Source organism: Bradyrhizobium sp. BLXBL-03 (genome assembly GCF_051853015.1).
Lineage (GTDB): Bacteria > Pseudomonadota > Alphaproteobacteria > Rhizobiales > Xanthobacteraceae > Bradyrhizobium > Bradyrhizobium manausense.
Genome location: NZ_CP182470.1, coordinates 1,337,862 through 1,361,300 on the forward strand (window position 1 = coordinate 1,337,862; position 23,439 = coordinate 1,361,300).

At 63.5% G+C, this 23,439-nt stretch carries 19 protein-coding genes; 9 read left to right on the forward strand and 10 right to left on the reverse strand.

The genetic code is table 11. From position 1 onward, the window contains the following. Window positions 1–12: 12 nt before the first annotated feature. A complete protein-coding gene (locus ACNJX9_RS06375; RefSeq protein WP_057757330.1) occupies window positions 13–513 on the forward strand; it encodes a DUF6622 family protein in 501 nt (166 codons plus the stop codon). On the opposite strand, the gene ACNJX9_RS06380 is transcribed toward ACNJX9_RS06375, so the two are convergent. The 4 genes from ACNJX9_RS06380 to ACNJX9_RS06395 form a co-directional block, all read right to left on the reverse strand. Then, window positions 510–1,361: a carbohydrate ABC transporter permease gene (locus tag ACNJX9_RS06380; protein WP_057757332.1), complete on the reverse strand. Its 852-nt coding sequence runs from the start codon at window positions 1,359–1,361 to the stop codon at window positions 510–512. The two genes, ACNJX9_RS06375 and ACNJX9_RS06380, sit on opposite strands and share 4 nt — an antisense overlap. Beyond that, entirely contained in the window at window positions 1,358–2,230 is an 873-nt protein-coding gene (locus tag ACNJX9_RS06385; RefSeq protein ID WP_057757334.1) for a carbohydrate ABC transporter permease, read from the reverse strand. The genes ACNJX9_RS06380 and ACNJX9_RS06385 overlap by 4 nt, the downstream gene beginning before the upstream one ends. A gap of 97 nt (window positions 2,231–2,327) precedes the next feature. After that, window positions 2,328–3,713, reverse strand: coding sequence for an ABC transporter substrate-binding protein (locus ACNJX9_RS06390; RefSeq protein ID WP_057757336.1), 1,386 nt, complete (start codon window positions 3,711–3,713; stop codon window positions 2,328–2,330). 375 nt (window positions 3,714–4,088) lie between these two features. Next, complete coding sequence (locus ACNJX9_RS06395) at window positions 4,089–5,063, reverse strand: LysR family transcriptional regulator (RefSeq protein ID WP_057757338.1); 975 nt, start codon at window positions 5,061–5,063, stop codon at window positions 4,089–4,091. Window positions 5,064–5,183: 120 nt separating this feature from the next. On the opposite strand from ACNJX9_RS06395, the gene ACNJX9_RS06400 reads away from it, so the two are divergent. Together ACNJX9_RS06400 and dctA are read left to right on the forward strand one after the other, a co-directional pair. Beyond that, window positions 5,184–6,257 (forward strand): 4-oxalomesaconate tautomerase, encoded by a 1,074-nt coding sequence (locus tag ACNJX9_RS06400; RefSeq protein ID WP_439408174.1) that lies wholly within the window; start codon window positions 5,184–5,186, stop codon window positions 6,255–6,257. A gap of 51 nt (window positions 6,258–6,308) precedes the next feature. Beyond that, on the forward strand, window positions 6,309–7,694 hold the full coding sequence (gene dctA, locus ACNJX9_RS06405; protein ID WP_439408175.1) for a C4-dicarboxylate transporter DctA: 1,386 nt from the start codon (window positions 6,309–6,311) through the stop codon (window positions 7,692–7,694). Between the two features lie 89 nt (window positions 7,695–7,783). Here the strand turns inward: dctA and ACNJX9_RS06410 are convergent, their stop codons facing one another. After that, the gene (locus ACNJX9_RS06410; RefSeq protein ID WP_439410017.1) at window positions 7,784–9,673 is read right to left on the reverse strand and encodes an AsmA family protein; all 1,890 of its coding nucleotides are present in this window, start codon (window positions 9,671–9,673) and stop codon (window positions 7,784–7,786) included. 299 nt (window positions 9,674–9,972) lie between these two features. Between ACNJX9_RS06410 and ACNJX9_RS06415 the strand changes: the two genes are divergently transcribed. The 3 genes from ACNJX9_RS06415 (at window position 9,973) to hemN (ending at window position 12,967) form a co-directional block, all read left to right on the forward strand. Next, window positions 9,973–10,680 (forward strand): CoA transferase subunit A, encoded by a 708-nt coding sequence (locus tag ACNJX9_RS06415; RefSeq protein ID WP_057757346.1) that lies wholly within the window; start codon window positions 9,973–9,975, stop codon window positions 10,678–10,680. A 24-nt stretch (window positions 10,681–10,704) separates the two neighbouring features. Next, window positions 10,705–11,355 carry a 3-oxoacid CoA-transferase subunit B gene (locus ACNJX9_RS06420; protein ID WP_057757348.1) on the forward strand — a complete coding sequence of 217 codons (651 nt, stop codon included), beginning with the start codon at window positions 10,705–10,707 and terminating at the stop codon, window positions 11,353–11,355. Between the two features lie 259 nt (window positions 11,356–11,614). Next, the gene (gene hemN / locus ACNJX9_RS06425) at window positions 11,615–12,967 is read left to right on the forward strand and encodes an oxygen-independent coproporphyrinogen III oxidase (RefSeq protein ID WP_439408176.1); all 1,353 of its coding nucleotides are present in this window, start codon (window positions 11,615–11,617) and stop codon (window positions 12,965–12,967) included. A gap of 194 nt (window positions 12,968–13,161) precedes the next feature. Here the strand turns inward: hemN and ACNJX9_RS06430 are convergent, their stop codons facing one another. Then, window positions 13,162–14,211 carry an AraC family transcriptional regulator gene (locus ACNJX9_RS06430; RefSeq protein ID WP_439408177.1) on the reverse strand — a complete coding sequence of 350 codons (1,050 nt, stop codon included), beginning with the start codon at window positions 14,209–14,211 and terminating at the stop codon, window positions 13,162–13,164. A gap of 202 nt (window positions 14,212–14,413) precedes the next feature. Here ACNJX9_RS06430 and ACNJX9_RS06435 point away from each other — a divergent pair, with 202 nt between their 5' ends. Both ACNJX9_RS06435 and ACNJX9_RS06440 read left to right on the forward strand, forming a co-directional pair. Continuing rightward, window positions 14,414–15,034, forward strand: a complete 621-nt coding sequence (locus tag ACNJX9_RS06435) for a response regulator transcription factor (RefSeq protein WP_439408178.1) — start codon at window positions 14,414–14,416, stop codon at window positions 15,032–15,034. A 195-nt stretch (window positions 15,035–15,229) separates the two neighbouring features. Next, window positions 15,230–16,912, forward strand: coding sequence for a mucoidy inhibitor MuiA family protein (locus ACNJX9_RS06440; RefSeq protein WP_439408179.1), 1,683 nt, complete (start codon window positions 15,230–15,232; stop codon window positions 16,910–16,912). A 72-nt stretch (window positions 16,913–16,984) separates the two neighbouring features. Here ACNJX9_RS06440 and ACNJX9_RS06445 read toward each other — a convergent pair whose 3' ends face one another. The 4 genes from ACNJX9_RS06445 to ACNJX9_RS06460 form a co-directional block, all read right to left on the reverse strand. Further along, window positions 16,985–17,878, reverse strand: a complete 894-nt coding sequence (locus ACNJX9_RS06445; RefSeq protein ID WP_439408180.1) for a carbohydrate ABC transporter permease — start codon at window positions 17,876–17,878, stop codon at window positions 16,985–16,987. Beyond that, window positions 17,871–18,827, reverse strand: a complete 957-nt coding sequence (locus tag ACNJX9_RS06450) for a carbohydrate ABC transporter permease (RefSeq protein WP_439408181.1) — start codon at window positions 18,825–18,827, stop codon at window positions 17,871–17,873. The genes ACNJX9_RS06445 and ACNJX9_RS06450 overlap by 8 nt, the downstream gene beginning before the upstream one ends. Before the next feature lie 124 nt (window positions 18,828–18,951). Then, window positions 18,952–20,292: an ABC transporter substrate-binding protein gene (locus ACNJX9_RS06455; protein WP_057757364.1), complete on the reverse strand. Its 1,341-nt coding sequence runs from the start codon at window positions 20,290–20,292 to the stop codon at window positions 18,952–18,954. Window positions 20,293–20,381: 89 nt separating this feature from the next. Further along, window positions 20,382–21,425, reverse strand: a complete 1,044-nt coding sequence (locus tag ACNJX9_RS06460) for a C-terminal binding protein (RefSeq protein ID WP_057757366.1) — start codon at window positions 21,423–21,425, stop codon at window positions 20,382–20,384. 256 nt (window positions 21,426–21,681) lie between these two features. Here ACNJX9_RS06460 and ACNJX9_RS06465 point away from each other — a divergent pair, with 256 nt between their 5' ends. Next, a complete protein-coding gene (locus tag ACNJX9_RS06465; protein ID WP_439408182.1) occupies window positions 21,682–23,367 on the forward strand; it encodes a methyl-accepting chemotaxis protein in 1,686 nt (561 codons plus the stop codon). Window positions 23,368–23,439 lie beyond the last annotated feature (72 nt).

Sequence of the window (23,439 nt, forward strand, 5' to 3'; positions counted from 1 at the left end):
GGGGAATGGGTCATGATGTTCGTCTATCAAATCCTGATCCATACTCCGCTTTGGGTGTGGATCCTGCTGGCCTATCTGGTCTGGCAGGGCATCAAGTCGATGCAGCCGCGCAAGGCGCCGATCTGGCGTGCATTGATCGTTCCCGTCGTCTTCATCGCCTGGGGCATTTCGAGGATCGGTTTCGGACACCAGGACAGCCAATGGCCGCTGGTCGCCTGGGTCGTCGCAGCGATCATGCTGCTGCCGCTCGGCGTGCTGACACCGCGTCCGTTCGATGTCGATCACAAGACGGGAGAGATCATCCGTCCAGGCAGCGCGTTCGCGCTGATTCGCAACCTCGTCGTGTTCACCCTGCAATACACGGTGAGCGTGATCTCCGCCATCGACGCAGGCGACCGAGCGCTCGCAATCGTCGTCGGCCGCGCCATCTCGGGCGCGACCGCCGGCTATTTCTTCGGCTCGATGATCGCGCTGCTGCTCGCCTATCGCAGGAAGCGCGCCCAGGATGTCTAGGACTTCACCGCACCCGCCGTCAGCCCGCCCACCATGTAGCGGCGGAAGGCGTAATAGACCGCGGCCGGCGGCAGCGCGTAGATGAAGCCGGTGGTCATCAGCAGCTCCCAGGGCGAATCGTCTGCGGCGAGGAAGTTGCCGAGCGCGACGGGGAGCGTGATCTCGCGGTCGTTCGAGAGCAGCAGGAACGCGTAGAGATATTCGTTCCAGGCCAGCAGCACCGCATAGGTGCCGATCGCGACCAGCGAGGGCATCATCAGCGGCAGATAAACCAGGCGGAAGATCTGCAGCGTTGTCGCGCCGTCCATCACCGCGGCTTCGTCCAGCTCGACCGGGAGCTTGTCGGAAGCCTGTTTCAGCACCCAGATCGCGTAAGGCGAGGCGATCGTCACCATCGCCAGGATCAGCGCCCAGTGATTGTTGAGCAGGCCGTAATTGCCCATGGTGCGATACATCGGCACGGCGAGGAACGCCGCGGGAATGAAGTAGGTGAACAGCGCAAGGTTCAGCACTATGCGCCCGCCAGGCACTTTCAGCCGCGAGATCGAGAACGCCGCAGCCGTGGCGATGAACAGCGTCAGCACACCGACGGCGGCCGCGATCAGAGTCGAATTCCAGAACTGGACGTAGAAGTCGCGCAGGAAATAGTGCTGCTGCCTGAACACGATTTCGAAATTGTGCAGCGTCGGATGATCCGGCCACAGCTTGCCCGAGAACGCGTCTTCCTTCGGCGAGATCGCGAACAGGAACATGTGATAGATCGGAATCATCGTCCAGAGGAAGACGGGAATGCCGATCAGCAGCAGCCGCGCTTCCGTCGCGACGTCACGGAGGGAGGGAAGCTTCATCGCGACAACCGTTTCATCATGAAGTAGACGAGCGGCAGGACGAACGGCATCGCGCAGACGATGGAGGCCATCGCGAGCGAGAGCTGGTCGAGCCGGAGATAGCGGATACCGAGCGTCGACAGCACGTGAGTGAGGTCGGCCGGACCACCGCCGGTGAGCAGATAGACGCTGTTGAAATCGCCCAGCGTCCAGATCATCGAGAGCAGCGTGCAGGTGACGTAGAGCGTCTGCATCGACGGCCAGGTGATGAAGCGGAATTTCTGCCACCAGTTCGCGCCGTCGACTTCGGCGGCCTCGAACAGGTCCTGCGCGATCGCAAGGCGCCCGGTGATGAGGATCAGCGTCCAGAACGGCAGCGACTTCCAGATGTGCACGCCGATCGCCATGGTCAGCGCCACAGTCGGGTCGTTCAGCCAGTTCGGGCCGTCATCGCCGGTGAAGGCGAAGATGTAGTGATTGATGATACCCCATTCGGGGTTGAGCATGAAGCGGACCGACAGGATGGTCGGGATCGACGGCACCGCCCAGGGCAGGATGAAGATCACCGAGAGCCATTTGATCCAGGTGCGCTGCTGCGCGAAGAAGCCGGACAGGAACAGCGCGATCAGCATCTTGATGTTGATGCCGATGACCAGGAAGATCAGCGTGTTGACCGCGGCGCGCGCGAAGATCGGATCGTTGTAGAGCGCGACATAATTCGACGGCGCCCGCGCCAGCCACAGCCCGTAGCAGACGGGATAGACGACGAAGGCGAGGAAGACGAGCAGATAGGGCGCGAGCAGCACGATGCCCCAAACCTGCGCCGTGGTCAGCCGCGACGCCAGGGGTGGGGCGGGGATCGCCTGATCGCCAGAGAGCGTGATCGCCATTCTTTTCGGACTCTTCAAAGAGAAGCCGGCCGCGAAACGCGACCGGTGTTGTTCTTACACCTCTCCCCGCAAAGCGGGGAGAGGGAAGTGCAAGGCTTTAGCCCGCGACCTGCTTGATGCGGGCGATCAGCTCGTCGACCGCCTTGTCGACCGGGACCTTCTCGCTGACCACCCGGTTCATCGCCTTGGCCCAGACGTTTTCGTTGTTGAGGATCGTGAACTTCCAGTTCTTGGTGAAATCGAACGGCGCGGTGCCGCCCTTGAACTGCGCGTACACGGCCTTGCGGTGCTTATCGGCCTGCCAGAACGGGCTTTCCTGGCTCGCCTTGGTGACCGGGAACCAGCGGCCAAGCGCACCCTCGATATACGGACGGACATTGTCCTCCTCGAGCAGGAAGCTGATGAACTGCTTGGCCTCGGCCTTGTTCTTGGCCGCGGTGAAGACCAGCCCGGTCTTGACGTCGGAGCGGTAGCGGATGGTCGAACCGTCAGGCGCCTTCGGGAAGGACGCCGTGATGATGTCCTGCTCATAGGCCTTCTTGCCGGCGTCGCGCTGCTCCTGAGTAAGAGCCTGATTCTGCGAATCCTCGTACCATTTCGCCGCGATCGAGATCGTGAAGTTATGGGTCATCACGATGGTCTTGTTGTGGAAGGCGACGTTGTTGTCCGGATCCTTCCAGGTCGTCGAGGACGGCGGCGTGCAGCCCTTGATGTAGGTGTCGGTGTAGTCCTTCATCGCCTTGATCAGGTTCTCGCGAACCTTGGGATCATCGACGGTGAGCTTGCCGTCATCGTCGACCAGCTTGACGTGATAGGCGTCCATGAAGGTGTAGAACGACTGGAAAGCGTCGGTGGATTCAACGCCCATCGGCTGGCCGACGGCATAGATGCGCTGGCCGGTAGCCTTGCGGATCGCCGGCTGCACCTTGTCGCACCAGAAGCTCCAATAGCCTTCCCAGTCATTCGGAATGTCGCTCTGCTTGAAGCCGGCCTTCTCCAGCATGTCGTTCCAGATCTGGACGTGCATGCTCTGCTGCTTCAGCGGGAAGCCGTAATAGGCCTTCTTCTTGGCGACGTCGTTGTAGAGGATCGACGCATCCAGCGTATTCTGCACGAACCGATCCTTGATCGGCTCCATGACGTCGGTGAGGTCCTCGAGCTTGCCCTCATAGGCCCACTTGCCCTGTACCTGCACGTCGTAGCTGTCGGAATAGGCGACGTCGGGCACGGTGCCGGCATCGAGCGCCGCGACGGTCTTCGGAATCATGTCCTGGATCGCGTACTGCGACAATTCGACCTTGATGCCGGTCTTTGCTTCGAATTTCTTGATCGTCTCGGCGAGCGCTTCGTCCTCGGACTTGTAAAAGCCCTTGACCCACCAAACCGTAATCGCCTTTTGCTGTGCAAAGGCGGGTGCGGCGGCTGCAAACAGCCCAACTGCAGCGACCGCTAGTGACACTGCGCCAATAACCTTGGATCTCACGTTTTTCTCCCTCAAACGGCCGGTGTTTTAACCGGTCGGATAAAACACTAGCCCATGGCCGCTATCCGATCTAGCGGCATGTTGTCAGACCTAGGTCGAGGGGTGCCGGGCGCTCGGAGATGCTTAACGCGCGCATCGATCCAATCGCTGCATCAATTTGCCCCGATCAATTCGCCTGATGCGTTCCGGCCTCGACTGACCATCCGCGCGCGACACAGAAGCTGCCAGGAAAGACCTGACGGCTTGTATTCGCTGTCAGCACTCGGCGCAACGCGACGGTCGGCCGGCGCACCACGCCGAGGGAGGTCAAGAACAGGGAATGGATCGCGGAACCTGGTCCGAGGGGCCGATCATGCGTCGCTGCGCGTGGAGTTCTCAGCGCTTTCCTTTCGGGCCGATCGAAGCGGCATTCGAGCTTGCATCGGTGGAGCGGGGCTTGTCGTGTCCACTCGTCCGGGACGGTGAGCGCCACGCCTCGAGGAGCATCTTGAGAAATTGGCTGGCATGAGGTGACAGCGTCGCGCCGCGCCTGCGCACGATACCGATCGTCCGCGACACCTCCGGCTCGATCAGCCTGATGGTGCGAATGATCGGATGACCGGCGGCGGGTGTCGCGAGCCTCGGCAACACGGCGATACCCAGTCCCTCTTCGACGAGGCCGAGCGAACCGGAGAGGTGAGCGACCTCGTAGGACCAATTCAGCTGCAGACCCTGTCGCGCCAGCGCATTGTCGATCAATGCGCGATTGCCGCTGTTGCGACCGACGGTGATGACCCGGTGCGAAACAATCTCCGACCAGCTTACCTGTTTGCGTGATGCCAGCGGATGGTCATGACGGCAGGCCAGGACGAAAGGATCCTCGACGAGTTTCTCAAATTCGATTTCGGCATGCGAAGCACCGATGAAATTGATGCCGAAGTCGACTTCCCCGCGCGCGACCGCCTCCAATCCCTCATTGGCACCGATGTCCAGAATCCGGATGCGAATGCGTGGATACGCTTCGGCAAACCGGCCGATCGCACGTGGCAGGAAGTAGAACACCGCCGTCGGCACCGCGGCGACCGAGACCAGGCCCGAACTGCGTGCGCCGATATCATGGATGGCGAGCACGGAGGTCTCGAACTCGTCGATGAGGCGGCGAACCTTCGGAAGGAGGTCGCGGCCGGTCATGGTGAGATTGACATGACGTGTCGAGCGTTCGAGCAAGGGCGCACCGAGGCTTTCTTCCAGCTTCTGAATGCGTCGGCTGAGCGCCGGCTGAGACAGGTTCAGCGCCTTGGCAGTCCGCACGAAGCTTCCCGTCTCGGCGACGGTGATGAACGCCTTGAGGTCGAGCAGCTCCGCATTCATGGCTGGTCTCCTATTATACCGATTAACGCATTAATTGTTCGTATATTTGCATTTTACAGAAGAGTTGCAAAGGAGGATGGTCGGTTCGCGGCAAAGACGTCGTCGAACGGAACAGCTTTCATGAATGATCAGATTGCCATCCCCTGCGTGGTCATGCGCGGCGGCACCTCGCGCGGGCCGTTCTTTCTGGCGAGGGATCTCCCCACCGATCCGAGGGCGCGGGATGCGGTCCTGTTGTCGGTCATGGGGGGCGGGCACGATCTTGGAATCGATGGGATCGGCGGCGGCAATGCCGTCATCAACAAGGTCGCGATCATCGGGCCGGGGTCGGTGCCCGGCGCCGACGTCGATTATTTGTTCGCCCAGGTGCGGGTTCGCGAGGGGATCGTCGATACCTCACCCAATTGCGGAAACATGCTGGCTGCGGTGGGACCGTTCGCGATTGAAGCGGGCCTGGTGACCGCCGCCGCAGAGCGCACCCACGTGCGTATCCACAATGTCAACACCGGCAAGTTGATCGATGCGACGGTTGCCACGCCCCGAGGACAGGTGACCTACGAGGGCGAGGCGCGGATCGACGGTGTACCGGGAACGGCTGCGCCCATCGAATTGTCCTTCCCCAACGCGGCCGGCGCACGCACCGGTCGCCTCCTCCCGACGGGACGAACGGTCGATCGCATCGACGGCATCGACGTGACCTGCATCGATGCGGCCATGCCGGTCATGCTGGTCCGCGCGGCGGATCTGGGCTGCAGCGGCCGGGAGGCGCCCTCGGATTTCACCGACAGCCGCTTCCGCGCACGTCTCGAGAACTTGCGCATCGAGGCCGGGCGCCTGATGGGTTTTCCAAATCCGGCGGCAATGGTGATTCCGAAACCTGTGCTGATCGCGCCCGCAAGCGGGGCGACGTTGAACGTCAGGTACTTCATGCCGCACGACTGCCACAGCGCGCTGGCGGTGACCGGCGCCGTCGCGATCGCGACGGCCTGTGTCACGCCCGGAACGCTCGCCGCAGACATGGTGGGATCGCTCGCGCCGCCGGTGCCGATCACGCTGGCCCATCCTTCCGGCCAACTCGTGGTTCGGCTGGAGCCCGGACCGGTGGCGCGGGTGCAGCGGACGGCCCGGCGAATTTTCGAAGGGCGCGTCTTCGCCCGCCGAGCGCACCTGCCCCAGTCGGTGCTGGCGGCCTGACGCCGGACTGCTCTTAGAAACTTCAAGAATCACACCAAGGGAGAAACGAGAATGCAGATGCAAGCGCTGGCTGAGCCCGCGAACGCCGAGCCGCGAAAGCCATTCTACCGGATTCTCTATGTCCAGGTGCTGATCGGCCTGACGCTGGGTGTGCTCACGGGCCATCTCTGGCCTGAATTTGGTGCCGCGCTGAAGCCCCTCGGAGACGGCTTCGTCAAGCTCGTCAAGATGATGATCGCGCCCATCGTATTCTGCACCATCGTGAGCGGCATCAACAGCATCAGCGATTCCCGCGAGGTCGGCCGCACCCTGGTGAAATCCATGGCGCTGTTCTACCTGCTGACCGTGCTCGCCTTGCTCGCAGGGCTGATCGCGGTGTTGCTGATCCAGCCTGGCACGGGCATGCATGTGTCCGTCAATACGCTGGATCCGTCGGTGGCTGCGAAATTCACCAAGCAGGCAACCGCGACCGGGTTCGCCGATTTCATGCTGCACATCATTCCGCATTCGTTCTTCGGCGCCTTCGCCGACGGCGAAGTGCTGCCGGTCCTGCTGGTCTCCATCCTGATCGCCTTTGGCCTGAGCCGTGCCGGCGACGGCGGTGCCGTCGTGACGAAGGCGATTGAATCGTTCTCACAGGTTCTGTTTGTCTCGTTCGGCTTCATCATGAAGCTCGCTCCGCTCGGCGCTTTTGGCGCCATGGCGTTCACGGTCGGGCGCTATGGCATCCGCTCGATCGGCTCACTTGGGCTGCTGATCCTGACATTCTATGTCGCCTGCTCCGTCTTCGTGGTCATCGTGCTCGGGACGCTGGCGCGGCTCAACGGCTTCAGCCTGTGGAAGACCATCCGCTACTTCAAGGAAGAACTGCTGATCGTGCTCGGCACGTCATCGTCGGAGCCAGCGCTGCCTGGCGCGTTGCGCAAGCTGGAGCAGCTCGGGTGCCGGAAAGGGGTGTCGGGGCTTGTGCTGCCGATGGGCTACTCCTTCAATCTGGACGGCAGCGCCATTTATCTCACCCTGGCGTCGATCTTCATCGCGCAGGCCTGCGACATCCATCTGTCCTGGGGACAGATTGCGGCGATGCTCGGACTGATGCTGCTGACGTCCAAAGGGGCGGCCGGCGTCACCGGCAGCGGCTTCGTCGCGCTTGTCGCAACTCTCACCGTCATGCCGGATTTGCCCGTGACCGGCGTAGCGCTGCTCGTCGGCATCGACCGCTTCATGTCGGAGGCGCGGGCACTGACAAGCATGATCAGCAACTGCGTCGCGGCCATCACCGTTTCGCTGTGGGAAAACGCCTGTGATCGTGAGGTGTTGGCCCGTGAACTCGGGCAGCGCGGCACTCTCGACCTCGAGGTCGGCTCCGCGATGGGGGGAGCAAAAGCGATACAGGAGAACGCGGGTTGGATTTCGACGGCGAAATCCGCCGCTTGATGCCGCCTCGGATGAACCGGTCGTCATCCTGCTCAAGACAGCCCGGCGGCGTAAAGCGCGATGACGATTCGTCCTGATCGCATCGCGCTTTAGTTGGACTTCGCGTTTTCCTTCGCGTTCTCCGCCGTCGGCGATCCCTCCGGCGCCTGCCGCTTGCCGCCGGTGATGCGTTGCTTCAAGAGATCGAGGAACGGAGATGCCGCCGGCGACTGCCGGATCAGGGCTTCGGGGTCGGGGAAGATCAGCGGATCGTCCCACGGACCCTGCACCATGAAGGGCAGTTGAAAGCCTGATGTGGTGTTGAGGCTCGCCACACCCTTCATATCGTATTCGCGCGTCGGCACCGACGCGGTGCCGGTCAGCGTGATCTTCGCCGCAGGTCCCTCGATGCGGATGTCCTCGGCCGTGGCGATCCCGTCGGCGAATTTCACGGCAATGGTGAGGTTGTCGTAAGGCGTCGAGCCGTTGCGGAAATTGCCGCCGCCGGACAGCGGCCGGCGCTCGAGCCGCTTCAGGAGCTGCTCGGCATTGAAGCCGGAGATGGCGCCGTCGTGCCCGGTCACGCTGGCGGTGCCGTCGAGCGACTGCACGAGGCCAAACGGGCTCGAGCCGGAGGCGACGAGAGACACGTTGATGTTGCCGCGGCCGGACAGCTTGTTGAGGCCGAACAGTTCGGTAGCGCAGGCCTGAAGGTCGACGTCGGTGAACTGGAATTGCGCCTTGATGTCGGCAACCGCGTCAGCGCGCGAGACGCCGAACGAGCCCTTGGCGATGCCGCCATAGACCTGGGCCTCGCCGACCGAGAGCGCCAGCGTGCCGTTGCGCAAATTGGCGCCGATCGCGGTGCGGCCGAGCTTGGTCGGGCCGACCGTCAGCTTCGCCGCCGAGAGGCGCATGTCGAGGTCGGTGCTCGACAATCCGTTGAGATCGAACAGCTGCCTGTTCCAATCGCGCGCGCCGCTCGCGAGCAGGCGGAAGGTGGAGATATAAGGCGTGAAGTCGAGCGCGTCGGCAGCGAGCGTCGCCTGCAGAGTCTGCCGGCCGTTATTGACATAGGTCATGACGCCTTCGGCGGCGTTGCCGTCGAGCTCGACATTGACGTTGGTCAGCGCGATTGAGGCGCCAACGACATTGGCGCGGGCCTTCAGCGCGAAGCGGCCGAAGCCCCCGCTGCCGGGCTGCGGCTGGCCGGTCCAGCGCAGCGCGTTGCGCAAGGACGGACTGTCGATGGTGAGCGTGCCCTCCATCATCGGGCTGGTGCGATTGGCGACACTGCCGTCAAAGGCGAGCTTGAGCGGGCTACTTGCGATCCGCGCCCTCAGGCCGGAGCGCTCGCCCGAGAGCGCCGCGACGAAATCGGCAAAGCTGATCGAGCCGTCGACGCGTTCGCCGCGCCAGTCGAACTGCCCGGTTGCGGCGAAGGAGCGCGAGATCGAGGGCCAGGCCAGCGACAGGTCGATGTCCTCAAACTTCTCGGTGGCATTGGTGGCGACGTCCAGATAGTCGAGCAGGCCGTCCTGGATCCTGATCTCGGAAAATGAGACCCGGTTGTCGGCGCCGGGCTTCATCGTCCGCGCAATGGTCTGGATGAACGGTGTCCAGTTGCTCTCGCCGTCCGGCTTCAGGCTGACATGGATATGCGGCCGCAGCAGCGTCAAGTCGGCGATCTCGAACCGTTGCAGCAGCAGCGGCAGCAGCCGAAGGTTGGCGGTGAGCACGTCGACATGGAGCGCGGGATCGGCGGTGCCGCCGCCCTTGAGGCCGACGTCATGGAAGGAGATGTAGCTCGCCGGCAGCACGGAAATGTCGATGTTGCCGGCCACGCTGAGCTCGAGCCCGGTGACGTCGCGGATTTGCGCTTCGACCGCCTTGCGCAGCGCGTCGCGGTTGATGAGCCAGGAGGTCGCGATCAGGGCGACCAGCACGACGCCGAGCAGCGCCGCAATCGGCGTCCCGAGGCGCTTCATTCCTTGGGCCATGGTCAATGGCATGTCCTGATCGGGTTGGTCGTTTGAGCTAGCTAAGGCGGGCCGGGAAACCTGCGCGCCCCGCGCTCAAGATCCTGTCCAAGTCCTGTTATGTTAAGTGCCGCAACTTGATGGGTTTTCTTGTCGCTTTCAAGGCCGCGGACGGTTCTGCCCACGGCGTGGGCAGCTTCTAGCACCGTCTCTCGGAACGGAGAACCCCGTATCATTGACGGCTTCGGACGATTTCGCCTAATAATCGCCACCAACAAGGGCGGGCGCGACGCCTCTCAGGTTTAAGTCGAGGGTTTTGCATGAACAAGGTCTATCCCGACGCCAAGTCGGCGCTTGAGGGCGTTCTCAAGGACAACATGATGATCATGTCCGGCGGCTTCGGCCTCTGCGGCATCGCCGAATCGCTGTCGGATGCGATCCGCGACTCCGGCGTGAAGGGTCTGACGGTCGTCTCGAACAATGCCGGCGTCGACGGCATCGGACTCTCCCGCCTGCTGGAGACCCGCCAGATCAAGAAGATGATCTCGTCCTATGTCGGCGAGAACAAGCTGTTCGCCCAGCAATTCCTCGCCGGCGAGCTGGAACTCGAATTCAACCCGCAGGGCACACTGGCCGAGCGCATCCGCGCCGGCGGCGCCGGCATCCCCGCGTTCTACACCAAGACCGGCGTCGGCACGCTGATCGCCGAAGGCAAGGAAGTAAAGGAGTTCGACGGCGAGAAGTATCTGATGGAGCGCGGCCTGTTCGCCGACCTCGCCATCGTGCACGCCTGGAAGGGCGACACCGCCGGCAACCTGATCTATCGCAAGACCGCGCGCAATTTTAACCCGATGATGGCGACCGCCGCGAAGATCACCGTGGCCGAGGTCGAGCACCTGGTTCCCGCCGGTGAACTCAACCCCGATCACATCCACACCCCCGGCATTTTCGTGAAGCGCATCGTCGAGGTCGGCACGGCCAAGAAGCGCATCGAATTCCGCAACACCCGTCCGCGGCCCGCGGCTTAACTCGCAACCCCTTAGGAGAGTCATATGGCCTGGACCCGTGAACAGATGGCCGCTCGTGCCGCCAAGGAGTTGCGCGACGGCTACTACGTCAATCTCGGCATCGGTATCCCGACGCTGGTCTCGAACTACATCCCTGATGGCGTCGACGTCAGCCTGCAGAGTGAGAACGGCATGCTCGGCATGGGCCCGTTCCCCTATGAGGACGAGGTGGATGCCGACCTGATCAATGCCGGCAAGCAGACTGTGAGCGAGCTGCCGTCGACGAGCTATTTCTCGTCGGCCGACTCCTTCGGCATGATCCGCGGTGGCCACATGGATCTGTCGATCCTCGGCGCCATGCAGGTGGCCCAGAACGGCGATCTCGCCAACTGGATGATCCCCGGCAAGATGGTCAAGGGCATGGGCGGCGCGATGGACCTCGTCGCCGGCGTCAAGCGCGTCGTCGTGGTGATGGAGCATTCCGCCAAGGATGGCCCGAAGCTCTTGAAGAAATGCAATCTGCCGCTGACCGGCGAGCGCGTCGTCGACATGGTGGTGACTGACTTGGCCGTCTTCACAATCGACAAGCACGGTGACGGCGGCATGGCCCTGATCGAGCTCGCCGACGGCGTCACGCTCGACGAGGTCAAGGCCAAGACCGAAGCCGAATTCCGCGTCGCGCTGACGAACACGTAAGGTCGCGCGATCACGAACGATTGGGATGGCCGGGCTTCGTCCCGGCCATTTTCGTTCGGCGACCAGGAGGTCGAGGTAGCAGGCCGCTTCTCTATTGCCGGTGGCGGCGTGCGGCATGACTGCGCTCTCAGCACCATCGGTCAAGATCGCAGGGCCCACATTTGAGCAAGCGCAAGGTCGCCTGCTGGAAAATGGGTCATCCTTTGCCATCCGGAGGTGCTGCGACTGTATGCAGCATCAATTTCCCGATGGGTAAGACATGAGGACCGACCTCGCGGCGAGCTATGGCGAAGAGCGATTGCCGCGCTACACGAGCTACCCGACCGCGCCGCACTTCTCGGCGGAGATCGGTGCCGACACCTACGCGCGATGGCTGTCCGAGCTCCCCTCGGGCGCCAGTGCATCGCTGTATCTGCACGTGCCGTTCTGCCGCGAGATGTGCTGGTATTGCGGTTGCCATACCCAGATCGTCCGCCGCGACGAGTTCGTCGCGGCCTATCAACGGACACTCCTCGGCGAGATCGCCCTGGTCGCAGATAGCATCGGCCGCCGCATCAAGGTCGAGCACATTCATTTCGGCGGTGGTACGCCGACGATCATGGCACCGGAGGCCCTCGCGGAATTGATGGCGGCGATGCGCCACGCCTTCTTCGTGCTGCCCTCGGCCGAGATCGCGGTCGAGATCGACCCGCGGACGCTGACGTCAGAGATGGTCGAGGCCATGCGGCTCTCCGGCGTCAACCGCGTCAGCCTCGGCGTGCAGAGTTTCGATCCCGTCGTGCAGCGCGCGATCAACCGTGTGCAGAGTTATGAGCAGACCGCCGCCGTCGTCAACATGCTCCGGCAGGCCGGTATCGGGGGAATCAATTTCGATCTGATCTACGGCCTGCCGCACCAGACCATCGCATCCTGCCTGGATACGGTGCGTCGCGCGCTCGCGCTCGCCCCCGACCGCTTTTCGGTGTTCGGCTATGCACATGTGCCGGGCTTCAAGAGGCACCAGCGCATGATCGACGAGACCCATTTGCCTGATGGCCTCGCACGCCACGACCAGGCCTGCGCCATCGCCAACGCGCTGAACGAGGCCGGCTATGTGCAGATCGGCCTCGACCATTTCGCGAAACCTGGCGATGCCATGGCCGTAGCCTACGAGCAGGGGACGCTGCGGCGCAATTTCCAAGGCTATACCACCGACCAGGGCGAGGTGCTGCTCGGCTTCGGCGCCAGCGCCATCGGACATCTGCCACAGGGTTACGTCCAGAACGAGGTGCAGATCGGCGCCTATCAGCAGAGCATCGCCAGCGGTAGGCTCGCCACCGCGAAGGGCTATGGACTCAACGACGACGACCGGCTGCGTGCTGACATCATCGAGCGCATCATGTGCGAGTTCGGCGCCGATCTCGGCGAGATCTGCGCGCGCCATGGCGCTGAGCCAAAGGCGATGCTGCGATCGGCGTCGCGGTTGAAGTCGCTGATCTCGGACGGCGTGGTGAGAATGGATGGCGACCGTCTTGCGGTCGCGAACGATTCGCGCTTTCTGGTCCGCAGCGTCGCCGCCGCATTCGATGCCTACCTGGATCCGGGCAAGCAGCTGCACAGCCGGGCGGTGTGAGATTCCTTTTGTCATTCCGGGGCGCGCCTCTTGGCGCGAGCCCGGAATCCATTTCACCGCATCACTTGCCGCCCGATGGATTCCGGGCTCGCGCTTCGCGCGCCCGGAATGACAGCGAAAGAACTCGCGACAGCTTGCGCTTCCAAAAGGAAACTCGGCCCCGTCCCGCTATCGTTCGGTCGGAACGGAGACTGTCATGCCCTTCCGATCTGACGATCCGGCTGATGTCCATCGGTTGGCTTCATTGGCGGCCGCACGCCCTTGCGCCAGTCGGTGATGGTGCAGCCGAAGCGGCCGCGAAACCAGCGTGCCATGGCGCTCTGCGCGGAGAAGCCCAGTTGCGCGGCGATATCCGCCAGCGGCCGGCCGGAGTCCTCGATCAGCTTGATCACGAGGTCGGCGCGTTGCGCATCGAGGATCGCCGAGAAGCTGGTGCCTGATGCGGCGAGGTGGCGGTGGATGGTGCGGCGGGTGCAGGCCAGATGCTCGGCGACGCGTTCGACCGTGCAGTCGCCGCTCGCGAGCAGGCCGCGTACGACCTCATCGACTTTCTCCTCCCAGCCTGCGGGCCGGCTTTCCATCGCCTCGATTCGCTTGCGCAAGTAGCTGGCGATGAGGGGATGCGCGCTCGGGATCCGGCGCTCCATGTCGTGCGCCGACATCACGATCGCGTCCTCGTCCGCGTTGAAGAGAACGCGGCAGCCGAAGAAGCCGCGGTAGCGCTTGCGGTCACGCGGCGGGGGGTAGTGCAGATGCACTTCCTGCGGCCCCCAATCGCTGCCGAACAGCGATTGGATGATGCGGTGGACGCTGCCGAGCGCCATGTCGATCGATTGGCGCGGCGCGGTCGGCTGCCGCCCGCGCAGATGCAGGATGATCGTCACGGTCTGCTTGTCCCTGACGATTTCGAGCTTCATGCCGTCGTGATGGATAGGGATGAAGCGAGAGAGAGCCTCGATCGCCTCGCCGACCGTCGCCTGTTCGCGCACGATCAGGCCGACCGCGCCGAAATTGGTCAGGCCGCCGCGCTCGGCCAGCCGTAAGCCGAAATCCTCAGCACCGGATTCCGCTGCCGATATCTCGAGCAGACGACGCAGGGCCGGGACCGCAATGGGCGTATCGGGCTCGTCCAGGATGGCGAGCGGCAACCTGACCTTCTGCATCATCTGCCTGGAGTCGAGCCCGACCGACCGGGCCACCTCCGAGTAACAGCTCAAACCTGCGCTGCGAATGAAGTCGGTCATGCGACCATGTCCTGTCAGCCATTCCCGTGGATGTCCCGAAATGTAAAGTTTCTGTCCCGATCCGTCAAATCCGGGAACCGAGTGCACCCTACATAAGGGAAAAGCCAAGCACCGGCGCGAATGCCGTGCTGATGACGGCGGGGCGCGAGAAGCCCCTTGGCCGTCGATGGCCATTTGACCAAGACATTGCTGGATCGGGATTATGCCGGGGAACATGTTTTCCAAGGGTGAAGTATTCGTCATTGAAACCGACGCTGCCTCTCGCGAACAATTGTCCGACGCGCTTCAGCAGAGCGCCTATGACGTGATCTGCTTCGCCGATGGCGCATCGCTGCTGTCGGAGGCTAAGGCGCGGATGCCGGCCTGCGTGCTGCTGGAGATGCCGGCCGATCGCTCCGCCCTCGACGTGCTCAAGCGTCTGCGCGAGGAAAACTGCATGGCGCCGGTGCTGGTGACCGCGGCGAACGGCAGCATCGCCATGGCGGTCGATGCCATCAAGAGCGGCGCGGCCGATTTCATCGAAAAGCCGTTCCGCACCCACGATATCGTCGGCCGGATCGACGCCGCGATCGACGAGTTTACCCAGCCGGAATCGACCAGACATCGCTGGTTGCCGGGTTGCGACGCTCTGACCGCGCGTGAGAACGACGTGCTCACGCATCTTGCCGCCGGCCTCACCAACAAGGAGATCGCCCGCCGCATGCATCTGAGCGCGCGTACGGTCGAGGGCTATCGGGCCAACATTTTGAAGAAGGCGGCCGCCCGCAACGTGACGGACCTGCTTCGCCGCATTTTCGGCCAGGGTTCGCCCAGTCAGGTCTGACGGGCGAGGTTCGCCTTTCGGACGAATTTGTGCCGCTGCGTGGTGACGCGTTCCGCGGCCATGGTGCCGCCGCGACGGCGCCCCACGGAAACCCCAATCGAACCGGTTCCTTCCATGCCGCGTCCAACCATGTTGGCGTGGCATTTGATCGCGCGTCCGGCTGGCGACGCGGCGATATCGGCAGGGAGAATTGTGATGCGCATCACCGCAAGATGTTTGGCGACGACGAGCCTGGTCCTGGTGACCACAGCGCTCGCCTCGCCCTCATGGGCCGCCGATGTGGACGCCACATCGGCCATCGACACCGTCACCGTCTATCCTGATGGCGCCACCGTCACGCGCGTGATCGCGCTCGACCTCGCCTCAGGGGATTCGACGCTGGTCGCCAAGGACTTCCCGCTCGCGCTCGATCCGTCCTCGCTCCGCGTCGAGGGCGAGGCGGGTGCCAAGCTCACGATCGGCACGATCGATGCGCGGCCGCCGCGGGCGGCACCACCGGTGAATCTGCCCGAGCTCGACAAGCGCATCGAGGCGCTCAAGGACGAGCGCGCCGATCTGCAAGGCACAATCGATGCGGCGGCCGCCCGGCGCAAATTCGCGCAGCGCTTTGCCGAAGCCTCTCCCGCCGGCCTTGGCGAGAAAGGCGAGGCGCGCCCGATCACTGAATGGCGCGCGGCCTTCACTGCGGTCGCCGAGGAAGTCGCGGCCGCCGAAACGGCGATCCGCGATGCCACGCGAAAACAGCGCGAGATCGATCGCCAGATCGCGCAGCTCGAGGCCGACCGGTCCGCCAAGCCGCCGAGCAAGCTCGAGGTGCGCATCGACGTCGCCTCGGCCGCCGCGACGAAGGCGACGCTGCGCGTGACCTACACTGTGCGCAATGCGCGCTGGCTCCCGCTCTATGACGCCCGGCTCGACACCGGCGCCAAGGATCGCAAGCCGCAACTCGAGCTGGTCCGCCGCGCCGAGGTCACGCAGTCGACCGGTGAAGACTGGTCGAATGTCGCGCTCGGCGTTTCCACGGTCCGTATCGCCCGCGGCGGCAGCGCGCCGGAACTGGGTTCGCTGGTGGCGCAATATCCGCAGGTGCCGAAGCCGCTGGCGGCGGGTTCGGTCTCCGATCTGGCGCGGCCGGCCCCAATGGCGCGTCAGATGCAGTCTCCTTCCTTCGCGAGCAAGGTTGCAGAGGCGGCCGAACCGCGCGAGCGGGCCGACGAGCAGCAGGCAGTCGCCGAGATCGGCGACTTCCAGGCCACCTTCAAGATCCCCGGCCGCGTCAGCCTCGGTGCTGCCGAGGGTGCCAAAAGCCTGCGCATCGCCTCGATGAGCGTGCCGGCCGACCTTGCGGTACGCGCCGCGCCGGTGCAGGACCCCACCGCCTTCCTCGAAGCCAGTTTCAAGCAGACCGACGATACGACGCTGCTGCCTGGCAAGGTTGCGATCTACCGTGACGGAATCTTCGTTGGCCGCGGCAAGCTCGCAGCAACAGCCAAGGACGACATCGTGCGCCTCGGTTTCGGCGCCGACGACAAGGTCAAGATCGAGCGCGCCGTGCTCAAGCGCAACGAAGGCTCGGCCGGCTTGATCGTGACGACCTCGAAGACTGACGAGCGCGCCTTCAAGACCACCATTCGCAACGGCCACGACTTCCCGATCCATGTTGCGATCGAGGATCAGCTGCCGGTCAGCGAGGTCGACGAGATCGTGGTCGAGATGCTGCCCACGACCACGCCGCCCACCGCAAAAGACATCCGTGACAAGCGCGGCGTGCTGGAATGGTCGTTCGACGCCAAGCCCGGTGAGATCAGGGACATCAACTTCGCCTGGCGCGTCCGCTGGCCGAAGGACAAGACCATGGTGATCGTGCCGTCGGGCTAGCAGTCGCGCCACGAAGGAGATGTGCTTCCTCCCCCGCAAGCGGGGGAGGGAGAGGACCGAGGAGAGGAAAAACTATTCCTTCACCGCGCCGGTCAGCGACGAGACGTAATAATCCACGAATAGCGAGTAGAAGATCGCAACCGGCAGCGAGCCGAGCAGCGAGCCCGCCATCAGCGCGCCCCATTGATAGACGTCGCCGGTGACGAGTTCGGTCAGGATCGCGACCGGCACGGTCTTGTTGGCTCCGCTCTGGATGAAGGCAAGCGCGTAGATGAACTCGTTCCAGGACAGCGTGAAGGAGAAGATGCCGGCCGAGATCAGGCCGGGCACCGCGAGCGGCAGCGTGATCCGGCGCAGGATCTGCAGCCGCGTCGCACCGTCGACCAGCGCGCATTCCTCGAGCTCGTACGGGATCGACTTGAAATAGCCGATCAAAAGCCAGGTGCAGAACGGCACCAGGAAGGTCGGATAGACCAGGATCAGCGCCAGCGGGGAATCGAACAGGCCGAATTGCACCACCACGGTTGCGAGCGGGATGAACAGGATCGACGGCGGCACGAGATAGGCGAGGTAAATGCCAAGGCCGACATAGGGGCTGCCGCGGAAGCGCAGGCGCTCGATCGCATAGGCGGCGAGAGTACTGGCGATCAGCGACAGCGTGGTCGAGCCGATCGCGACCATCATCGTCGTCCACAGCCAGCGCGGATAGGCGGTGTCGAACAAAAGATGCTTGATATGCGCCAATGTCGGCGAGGAGATCCAGAACGGGTTGTGCTCCCGGTAGTTCATCAGCTCCGCGTTCGGCTTGAACGAGGTGATCGCCATCCAGTAGAACGGAAACAGCAGGATCAGCACGAAGCAGCCGAGCGGCAGATAGATCATCATCAGCCGCCGCAGCCCGGAATCCCAGGTCATGGTGTCGGGCGCTGTTTGGGCGACGGAGGCTTGTGCGACAGCGTCAGTCATTGGCCTCTCCCTGCTGCCATTTGCGCCGCGCCAGGCCGAAATAGGAAAACAGCGTCGCGAACACCAGGAACGGGATCATCGACACCGCGATCGCCGCTCCTTCGCCGAGTTCGCCGCCGGCGATGCCGCGCTGGAACGCCAGCGTCGCCAGCAGGTGGGTCGAGTTGACCGGGCCGCCCCGGGTGATGGCGTAGACCAGCTGGAAATCCGTAAAGGTGAAGATGATCGAGAAGGTCATGACGATGGCGAGAATCGGCATCATCATCGGGAAGGTAATGTAGCGGAAGCGCTGCCATGAACTGGCGCCGTCGAGCATCGCGGCCTCATAGAGCGAAGGTGAGATGGTCTGCAACCCCGCCAGCAGCGAGATCGCGACAAAGGGAATGCCGCGCCAGATATTGGCGGCGATCAGCGAGAACCGCGCCGGCCAGGGCGAGCCGAGGAAGTCGACATTGCTCGTCCGCCAGTGCAGCACGTCGACCAGCAGATAGGAGATGATCGAGAATTGCGGATCGTAGATCCACCAGAACGCCAGCGCCGAGAGCACTGTCGGCACGATCCAGGGCAGCAGCACGATGGCGCGCAACAGGCTCTTGAACGGAAAATGATTGTTGAGCAGCAGCGCGAGCCAGAAGCCGAGCGCGAACTTCCCGAATGTCGCCATCCCCGTATAGAGCACGCTGTAGAACACCGCGTTCCACCACAGGGGATCGGTGAACAGATACTGGAAGTTCTCCAGGCCGATGAACTCGCCCTTGCGGCCGATCGTGGTGTCGGTAAAGGCGAGCCAGATGCCGAGCCCAAGCGGATAGGTCAGGAACACCGCAAGCAGCCCGATCGCGGGCGCGAGGCACATCACGATCAGGAACGGCTTGTAGTCGAACAGGCGGACGAGCCGGTTCGGCTGCCGGTGCACCAGCGCGGGAGAGGAGAGGGTGGTCACGGACATCAGTATGTTGTCCTGTCTTTGAACGTTACCACATCGTCATTGCGAGGAGCGAAGCGACGAAGCAATCCAGACTGCACCCGCGGAGAGATTCTGGATTGCTTCGCTTCGCTCGCAATGACGATCGCTACTTCTGCCGCCTGAAATATCGCTTGCAACGCTGCTCCGCCTCCGCAGCCGCGGCTTCAGGCGTCGCAGCGCCGGTTGCGACCGAGGCGAACATTTGGACAAGCACATAGTCGGCGTTGACAGCGCCCGTCGCAGTCGAAATCGGGCCGTTGTAGCCGTTGTAGTAGGTGCTCTTCATCGTATCCTTGAAGATGGCGACCTTAGGGTCGCCCGACCACACGGCGGCGTCCGCATAGGCCGCGAGCGGCTGCGCCCAATAGCCGGAGTTGGCGTTCAACCAAGGCTCGTACTGGTCTTTCTCCAGCATGAATTGCAGGAAGGCCTTTGCCGCGTTGGGATACTGGCTGTGCTTGAACACCATGGCATTCAGCGTCAGCCCCGACATTGGCGAGATCTTGGCCACGCCCTTCGGCAGCGGCTGATGTTCGCTGTCGTCGGCGATCGCCTTGGTTGCCGGATCGTTCTTGAGCGAGAAGTACAGCGAGACGCCGTTGGCGGTCAGCGCGATCTCCTGGGCGGAATAGGCGCGATTGTTCGACACGTCGTTCCACGACGTCGTGCCGGCGATGAAGGTTGGGTAGAGTTGCTTGACCCAGTTCAGCGCGGCAATCGTCTCCTTGCTGTTGATGGTCACGTTGCCCTCTTCATCGAGCAGTGCCGCATTGTGCGACCAAAGCGCCCAGCTGGCAAAGCCGTTGCCGTCGCCGACGGCGTTGCCGAGCGCAAAGCCCGCCGGCTTGCCCGCCTTTTGCAGCTTCTGGCACAGATCGAGAATGCCGGCGTGATCTTCCGGCACCTTGTCGAAGCCGACCGATTGCAGGATCGATTTGCGATAGATCAGCGGCCCGCCGGAGGCTCCAAAGGGGAGTCCAATCCAGGAATCGCTCTTGGCCTTCTTGCCGTAGATCTTCGCCAGGTTCTGCCAGCCGCCGTACTTCTTGCCGAGATAATCGGCGACGTCGGTGAGCTCGATCAGCTTGTCGATATAGATGTGCGGTGCATCGGAGAAGCCGATGATAATGTCGGGGCCCGCGCCGGAATTGGCCGTGACCGCGGTCTGCTGGTTGATGTCCTCCCAGCCGACGAAATCGACCTTGACCTCGACCCCGGTCTCCTTGGTGAACTTGGCCGCATTGGCGCGGAACACGTCCTCGTCGGCCTGCACGAAGCGCACCGGCCGCAGCATGCGCAAGCTTGCGCCCTTCTCGATCTCGCGCTTGGGCGCCGGAACGTCGGCGGCCTTGATATTTGACGTTTGCGCCGCAACACCGGTGGCGGCGAACGTCGCAGCGGACAGGCCCAGCGCCAAGGCATCACGACGTGTGATGTCGTTCCTCATCAGTTCCTCCCTATGATGTCTCCCTTCCCGGCGTTGATCGCCGGTGAAGGGCCGTTCGGTTCCCTGCGCGTTTGCCGCGAGGGACCGCCTTAGCTGTTCGGGCCGCGGTCCATGCTGACGGGCTGCCAGCGGCGGAGCGCGGTGTCTTGCAGCACCGACGGATTGACGCAGCTTACCGGCCACATGCCCTGCAGCACCAGTGACAATTCGTAGCCTACGCGGCGCTTGCGCGCCTCGTCGAACCGTGCCGAGGCCGAAGCGACATGGGCGGTCAGCGTCACGTTCTCCATGCCCAGGATGGGGTTGTTGTGCGAGGGCGGTTCCTTCTCCAGCACGTCGAGTGCGGCATGGGCGATCCAGCCCTCCTGCAGCGCCTTGATCAGGCTTTCCTCGTCGACCGTGGCACCGCGCCCGGTGTTGATGAAGATCGCGCCCTTCTTCATCTGCCGAAAATGCTTCTCGGTCAGCATGTGATGCACTTCGGGCCGGGCGGGGGCGTGCATCGAGACGAAGTCGGATTGCGACAGCACCTCGTTCAGCGTCGCCGGGATGACGCCGTGCTCCCACATCAGGGTTTCCTGGATGAAGGGATCGTAGGCCATCATGCGCAGGCCGAATGGAGCTGCGCGCTTGGCGACCGCACGCGCGACGCGTCCGAACGAGATGAAGCCGAGCGTCTGGCCCATCAGCCGCGGAATCTTCAGCAGCGCCGGCCGCCCCTCGGCCCATCGCCCTGAGCGCACCATCTTGTCCTGCTCGACCAGGCGGCGGAAGCCTGCCAGCAACAGCATCATGGCGTGGTCGGCGACTTCCTCGATGAAGGTGTCGGGAATGTTGGTGACGGGAATGCCGCGTGCAGTTGCCGCCTTCACATCGACGCTGTCGACGCCGACCGAGCCGAGCGTGATGACCTTGCAGTTCTGCAAGCTGTCGATGATGTTTTTGGTGATCGGGATGCCCTTGGCGTAGATCGCGTCGGCATTCTTCGCGGCGGCGATGAACTCGGCCTCATTGGCCGGCGCCTCGACGATCTCGGCATCGATCGGATCGAGCGCCTCGCGCTCGTACGAATAGTCGCTGCCGGCGACCGTGAAGCTCGCGCCCTTCGGCGTCACCACCCTGTATTTCGGCATTTCCAGCTCCCGATTTTGTTTGTCGGTTCTTGTTGCGACCCGCCTTCGGACGGGCCTCCACGTCTTTTACGCGAAATCGACGTGAGTGCGTACAATTCCCGGTTGTCGCTGCAGCGATTATTTGCCGTTTTCCGCGGCAGCGTCCGGGCTTCTACGGAGACCTGTAAGGAACTTGCTAAGGGGTCCCCCACTAACAGTTAATTCAATTTCGAACGATCGACTCGCGTGCATCCCTTTTTTTTCCGGAGCCTATCCCGTGAAGTTAAGCAATCTGAAGATCGCCCCCAAGCTTGGCATCCTTGTCGGCGTCACCTTGTTCGGCCTCTGCGTCGCCGGGTTCCTCGCCGGCTATCTGATGAAGTACGAGATGGTGAATGCGCGCATCGACCAGGCCAAGGCGATCGTCGATTTGGGGCGCAACTATGCAGCCGCGCTGAAGAAGCGCGTCGATGCCGGCGAGCTGACGAAGGATGCAGCCATGGCCGAGCTTCGCCGCTACGGCAACGCGATGACCTACGACAACGGTGCGGGCTATCTGTTCGGCACGACCTATGACGGCATCACCCAGCTCGCGCCCGATCCGAAGCAGATCGGGCTGAACCGCATGGACGTCGTGACCAACGGCCGCAGGCTGTCGCAGGAGTTGATGGATGGCGTCAAGGCCAACGGCTCGATCCTGCTCTACTATGAATATGTGAAGCCCGGTCAGGAAACGCCGATCCGCAAGATCGGTTATGCGGTCGCCATTCCCGGCTTCGACATGTATCTCGGCACCGGCGCCTACCTCGACGACATCGACGCCAAGATGGGCCCGGTCTACTGGATGCTCGGCCTTGCCATGCTTGGCATCCTCATCGTCGCCGGCAGCGTCGCCTGGCTGCTCGGCCGCAGCATCAGCCGCCCGCTGGCGCTGCTCGGCGCCCGCATGAAGGACCTCGCCGACGGCAAGCTGGACGGCGACATCCCGGGCGTTGGCCGCGGCGACGAGGTCGGCGCGATGGCTTCGACCGTCCAGATCTTCAAGGACAACGCGGTCCGCATCCGCGAGATCGAGAAGAGCGAAGCGGACGCCAAGGAGCGCGCCGCGTCGGATCGTCGCCGCGCGATGGAAGATATCGCCAGCGACTTCGAGCGCAGCGTCAACGGCATCGTCCGCTCGGTCTCCTCGGCTGCGGCCGGCATGCAGTCGACGGCGCAGTCGATGACTGCGACCGCCAGCGACGCCTCTTCGCGCGCAGCGACCGTCGGCGCCGCCTCGCAAAAAGCCTCCGGCAATGTCGGCACGGTCGCCGCGGCTGCCGAGGAGCTGTCGAGCTCGGTCACGGAAATCTCCCGCCAGGTGACGCGCTCGACCGAAGTTGCGAGCCGCGCCGTCAGCGATGCCGAGCGCACCAACGCGACGGTGCAGGAGCTCTCCACCGGCGCCGAGAAGATCGGCGAGGTGGTCAAGCTCATCCATTCGATCGCGGCGCAGACCAATCTGCTCGCGCTCAACGCCACCATCGAGGCGGCGCGTGCCGGCGAGTCCGGTCGCGGCTTCGCCGTCGTCGCCTCCGAGGTCAAGGCCCTGGCCAACCAGACCGCCAAGGCGACCGAGGAAATCTCCGCCCAGGTCGCGGCGATGCAGACCTCGACCAGCGATGCGGTCGCGGCCATCGGCGGCATCACGCAGACGATTGCCGAGATGAGCGAGATCACCGCCGGCATCTCGGCCTCGATCGAGCAGCAGGGCGAGGCGACCCGCGAGATCGCCCGCAACATCCAGTCGGTCGCGGCCGGCTCGGCCGAGATCAACGCCCATATCGGCAGCGTCACGTCCGCCGCGGAAGCGACCGGTACCGCCGCCGGCGACGTGCTGACCAACGCCCGCGAGCTGGATCACCAGTCCGGCGCGCTGCGCAGCGCGGTGGACGGATTCCTCGCCAAGGTCCGCGCGGCGTAGGTCTCTGGCACTAGTCTCGTAGGGTGGGCAAAGACGCGAAAGCATCGTGCCCACTCTTTCTTTTGAGCTCAC